Consider the following 593-nt stretch of genomic DNA (forward strand, 5'->3'; position numbering starts at 1 on the left):
CCGAGACCAGCGAGGCCGTGCTCTGGCCGCGCCGGTCGGGGCCGGCGGCATGCATGCAGATGGTCCGGCCGGTCGCGTGCGCCGGATGCCAATGCGGATCGTTCTCCGCGGCCGCGCCGTGGTCGCGCAGGATCGCCATCATGTCGGCGGGCGTGAGATGGCCGTCCTTGCGCGCCATCAGCTCCGCGGAGCGGGCACAGCGGGCCCGGCCCTGGCTGGCGGCATCGCGCTCCGGGTCGAAGTAGGACCGCGCGAAGTCGAGATCGGCCGCGCCGGAGGCGAAGCCGCGTGCCGCCGCGTCCGCGATCAGCGCCGGGCTGGCGCGCCAGATGGCGCCGTGGCCGATGGACAGCGCATTGGAGTTGGAGCGCGTGCCGGTCACGCGCTCCGCCACCCACAACCTGCCAACCGTCTCCAGCACGAAGGCGCCGTTCCGGTCCGCGATCAGGAAGGAGTTGTCGTAGAAATGCTCGTTGAGGTGGCCGCAATCGCCGCCCTGTCCGTGGCGCTCCAGCAGGTCGATCATCGCCTCCACCGCCGCCTCGGCCGTCACCGCGCGCTCCAGGGCGAGGCGGACGAGGTCCATGCCGATC

1 protein-coding gene is annotated in these 593 nt (G+C 72.7%); it reads right to left on the bottom strand.

Annotated features, from left to right (window positions below; all coding sequences use genetic code 11):
• Positions 1-593 (bottom strand): hypothetical protein (locus AC1DWF_RS36600; protein WP_476843334.1); only part of this gene is annotated, 593 nt, incomplete at both ends.

This window comes from Aminobacter sp. P4_D5 (assembly GCF_056401815.1).